The organism is Planktotalea frisia (assembly GCF_001890925.1).
Classification (GTDB): Bacteria; Pseudomonadota; Alphaproteobacteria; order Rhodobacterales; family Rhodobacteraceae; genus Planktotalea; species Planktotalea frisia.
Map to the genome: position 1 here is coordinate 1 of NZ_MLCB01000072.1, position 4,754 is coordinate 4,754.

5 protein-coding genes are annotated in these 4,754 nt (G+C 45.5%); 2 read left to right on the plus strand and 3 right to left on the minus strand.

Annotated elements, in window-relative coordinates; translation table 11 throughout:
• On the plus strand, positions 1–209 hold a 209-nt coding region (locus PFRI_RS04045; protein WP_139292089.1), incomplete at its 5' end, for a transposase.
• Positions 210–269: 60 nt separating this feature from the next.
• A complete protein-coding gene (locus PFRI_RS04050; RefSeq protein ID WP_072629461.1) occupies positions 270–521 on the plus strand; it encodes a hypothetical protein in 252 nt (83 codons plus the stop codon).
• A gap of 70 nt (positions 522–591) precedes the next feature.
• Here PFRI_RS04050 and PFRI_RS04055 read toward each other — a convergent pair whose 3' ends face one another.
• From PFRI_RS04055 to PFRI_RS04065, 3 genes are all read right to left on the minus strand, one after another.
• The gene (locus PFRI_RS04055; RefSeq protein ID WP_072629462.1) at positions 592–1,875 is read right to left on the minus strand and encodes an HlyD family type I secretion periplasmic adaptor subunit; all 1,284 of its coding nucleotides are present in this window, start codon (positions 1,873–1,875) and stop codon (positions 592–594) included.
• Between the two features lies 1 nt (position 1,876).
• Entirely contained in the window at positions 1,877–4,000 is a 2,124-nt protein-coding gene (locus tag PFRI_RS04060; RefSeq protein WP_072629463.1) for an ATP-binding cassette domain-containing protein, read from the minus strand.
• The coding region (locus PFRI_RS04065) for a TolC family protein (RefSeq protein WP_217653408.1) at positions 3,997–4,754 on the minus strand (758 nt) is incomplete at its 5' end. The genes PFRI_RS04065 and PFRI_RS04060, both read right to left, overlap by 4 nt.

Genomic DNA, 4,754 nt, shown 5'->3' on the forward strand with positions numbered 1-4,754 from the left:
GTCTTCAAGGTTGGATACATCTTAGCACGCTGTCCAGTTTTGCCGGACCACTTCAATACGACAAGCGCCGTTACAAACGCCGCAACAGGATCGAACGCATGTTTGGCAGGCTTAAAGACTGGCGACGCGTCGCAACCCGCTATGACCGATGTCCCAAAGTATTTCTGTCAGCGATCGCCCTCGCTGCAACCGTCATATTCTGGTTATGAGTCCTGAACCTAGGGGGGCAGGTCAAAATTTTTAATATTAACCGACCAAATGGAGACTAAATGACCGAACAAACAACGTACTATAAACCAACTGAACTAGATTATTTATATGATGCAGCAACTGTCATTAATGATGAAGTGAAGCTGCAAAAGGTAATAAACAAAATGAAACCTTATCAAATTCGTGCCGTATATGATGAATTTGAAGACCCCTACAGCAGCTTCAATTACGATCGAGAGTATTCTGAGTATTACTGGAGTAGGTTTAAAAAGGCGGTGGCAGTGGTGAGACCTGATATTGTCCTCTTGTAGTCCTGCAACCGATCCAACAGGCAAAATCTTTACTTAAGCCACGATGAACGGCGACAAACATCACCCTTTTCTACTCCCTGAACGCCGTATCTTTCATCTTAGCCACAGGTTGCCAGAAATACTCAAGTATCGTGCGCTCTCCCCGAATAATATCAACCTGTGCAATCATACCAGGGACAATAGAAACTGGTATGCCTTCACTCTCATAAATTGCCGTATCAATAGACACATTCACTGAGTATGCAGAGGACTTAGTTTCTTCCCTAAACACGGTATCTGCCGACACTTTGGTGAGTGTTCCAAGTAAAAACCCGTATTTGGATGGATCATATGCGGTGAGACTAATCTTGGCAGCTTGGCCTGGCTCAATTGTAGCTATGTCCTTTGGATCGACGAAGGCTTCAATGAGAAGTTGCCCCCCTGTTGGAACAATTTCAGCAACCACTTCCCCACTTGAGACTACCGCTCCCACAGAATTAAAAAATACGCGGTTCACAATGCCATTAATTGGTGAGCGGATTTCAGTTTCATTAAGCCGTTGACGGATCGCAGGAAGGCGAACTTCAAGTTCAGCAATCTCGCCAGTAACTTGAGATCGTTCCTGATAGATTTCAGTGTTATAGTTGATTTGGACAGCGTCTAGCTGGCTATCAATCTGCTCGATCTCCAATTCAGTCTGAGCAACCCTCTCCGACAATACCTGAAGCTGTGTTCGAATTGATGCTTCTTCTCGCTCCAGTCTAAAGCGTTCAGAGCTTCCCAACACCCCAGCATCAACCAAAGGCAATACCTCAAGCATTTCCTTGCTCAAAAGCGTTTGAAGTACACCTTGGCCATCAATTTCGGCCTCAAAGCTAAGTAGAGCTTTACCCTTGCGTTGTTTGTCTTGGTTCAAATTCTTCAATTCTGCATTCAAGCTTTCGCGCCGAGAGGCCATAAGTTCAATTTCAGCATCAAGAAGTGCATCTGGATAATCAGTAACTTTATTGCGAACGCTAGCAATAGAGTTTCCATTCAATTCAGCATCCAAACGGATCATCTTTAATCTCAGATTGCTTAGGCGAGCCTCCAGCTCCTCTAAGACGCCCTCAGCTTCGGTCGGGTTGATGGTAGCGATGATTTGCCCTGCAGTGACTGAACTGCCCTCTTCGACCACGTAGGTGGCTATTGTGCCGCGCTCAGGGGATTGTACGTTCTTATTTTGGCCATCAACAATGACGCGACCGCTGCCGCGCGTAACCAAATCCAATTGAGTATAATTGGCCCAAACTAAGAAGACTGCAAAAATGGCAGTGACCAACGTAATCAGAAAGTATTCGCGGCCACTGGATGTGTTATTTTGAGCGAGACGCATCTTAGTTCTTCTTCTCTGATTGTTTTTTCAGAAGCTCAAAATACGCGTCCTTAGTGCCATCACCAACAATCCTACCCTGATCCATGACAATGACACGGTCACACATAGCCACTACAGGCATTTTATGAGTAACAATGATAAGTGTTCGATCATCTAACTGTTCTGACAAATGCTTAATTACATTTGCTTCAGTTAAACCATCCATAGCACTCGTAGGTTCATCAAACAGCAAAAGAGCTGGTTTAAATGCAAGGGCACGCGCCATCATAACCGCTTGTTTTTGACCACCTGACAAATTGCTGCCTTGGTCTTGAATGGCAAATTCCAAAGCAGCAGTCGTTCCATCCCCAACAAAGTCAGCACCAGCCGCTGTTAAACATTCCAACATACGTTCCTCAGAACAATCATCTTGGCCCAAACCGACATTGTCTCTCAATGTTCCTGCAAACAGCCATGGCTCTTGGAATACTGTCCCGATTGCTCGGAACAAATCAGCACGTGGATACTGCCTAATATCTGATCCATTGATTATGACAGAGCCAGTTTCAGGCTTGAGTAGACCAACAATCATTTTAACTAGAGACGTTTTTCCAGAGCCAGTGCGCCCTACAATGGCGACCTTTTCACCCTTCTTGATAGAAAGATTAATACTGTTAAACAGTGGGCGGCCCATTTCCGACAAGCGAAGAGTGGCACCGCTTATTTCTACTGCAACGTTTTGTGTGTTCCTAATTGCAGACCCGCTCCCATCACTTTGAGTACGCGACGCAGACAAAAACCTTTTTAAATTACCACGGGCAACAAATGCAGCATTCGCCCGTCCAAGCGTTTGCCCAACTTTGGCAAGTGGTCCCAGTGCACGACCAGATAAGATAACCGTCGCAATGATGGCACCCATTGTAATCACTTGATCAGCAAACAGGTGGAACCCATAAACAATGATCGCAACTTGGGATATTTGTTGGATTATCGTGATCGTGTTTCCATTAATCTGCGCGTAGCTTTTAGCCTGATGAGATGCCTTCGCATAAAAGTTGGATTGCGTGAGGAACTTCCGCTTCATCAGTGCAAAAGCACCGTTAACCCGAAGCGCATCCAAGCCCCCCAAGACCTCAACAAGCAGGCTTTGGCGCGATTGTGCGGATGCTGAAACAGCGGCTGAATTGCGAACCAGTAATGGTTGAACCGCCAATATTAGCATCAAAATGACTGGGATGCATATCAATGGAATGAGGAATAAAGGACCCCCAATAATGTAAATCACGCCCACAAAAACAAGAACAAAGGGCAGATCAATCAAAGTTAGGATTGTCGCTGAACTCATAAAATCTCGGTAAACTTCAAAGTCACGCATAACAGAGGCTAGCTCACCAACGGACTTACGGTCTTTGGTGTTAGACACTTCGATAAACTGCTCAAATATATCCTCATTGACGGCAATATCAGCACCCACAGATGCACGCTCCACAATGCGGCTTCGAGCGCCCTTAAGAAGCGTATCAAACAGGACAGCAAAGCCAACTCCAATGGCCAAAGCATAAAGCGATTGTGTCGCTTGGTTGGGTAAAACTCTGTCGTAAACCACCATAACAAAAAGTGACGTGGACAAGCCTAAGATATTTGAAAGCAACGCTGCGATCGCAATCCAAGAGAAACGTGCCGTTCCCAGTGTCTTCAAAGGGCTAAGAGCTTTAAGCCGCGCTTTTACCGTCTTATGCCCTTCAAGTTCAGGTTGGGCGTATACGAGTTGTCCAGAATACCACTGCTTGAACTCTGCTTTGTTCAGCTTGCGCTTTTTCCGCTTATTGCCGTCAAATATTGTGAACTCATCACCACGCACATTTTCTAAAATTGCGAGGTCACCCTCTTTCCCCAGCAAGAGTGCGGGACATAACCCAGAAGAAATCTCAGAAACTTTCGCACTTCCCGAATTACAAATGAAGCCAAAGCGACTTATAGCGTCACTGGCCCACTCTATCGTGGCTTCCCGAGGGCTAGATGAGACAGCCTCTTTCACTTCGTTGTAAGTGTTTTTTGATCCCAGACGTTGCAATAACGCATGAACAACAAAGGCGTCCCGCACCTGGCTGGCAGCATCAATTTCGGTAGCTTCAACCGCTGTCATTTAGAGTTTCCAGTTCCAATAGCATTGCAAAGGCGAACCAACTCGCAAGTTTGCCCAGTAACACTCAAAGCAGACAGCGTTTTAGCCTTACGATCAAAGTTCAACCGCTCAATAGCTATCTCAGTCTGAGCAAGAGCCAAAAACTCTTTGGCAAGTGCACTCACATCTGATCGTCCAGATTTTAACTTCAATTCAAGTTCAACAATGCGCTCGTCTGCAATGCGCTTTCGCTCATTCAGAAGGACTTTCTGTTTTTCGTAATAGGCGAAGAAGTTATCAAGCCCCTGTTGAGCAAGGGTCACCTCTTGCTCATAAGTCGAAACCTCTAAGGCGTTTACTTCAAGCTCTTTTTGCAAAGCAGCTATCGTCGCTTCAGACTTACCGCCGTCTTTAATCGGAAAATTCATCGTAACCCCAGCAAACAAGGTACTACCCGCCCCACGAGATTTTGGGCTGCTAACTGTAGATTGCCAATTAGTAGTTAGCGTCTTGGATAATTTCTGAAGCTCGATTTCAGTCTGAATTTGCGATTTCTTCAAATCAAGAAGAGTGACCTGATTAGAGTTTGTTGTCGATAACTTGGAGCCACTTGTAGGTGCATAGCGCTTTACGAGTTCAGCCAATGCCGCGTCATAATTACTACCGAGAGACGTTCTCAGAAAGCTCGCAGAAGTATGTGACTGGAACACGGCTTGAGCTTGCTCAGAGAGAATTTCATTTTTCAAAGACTGTAGCTCAAGGTAATCTGAATTTG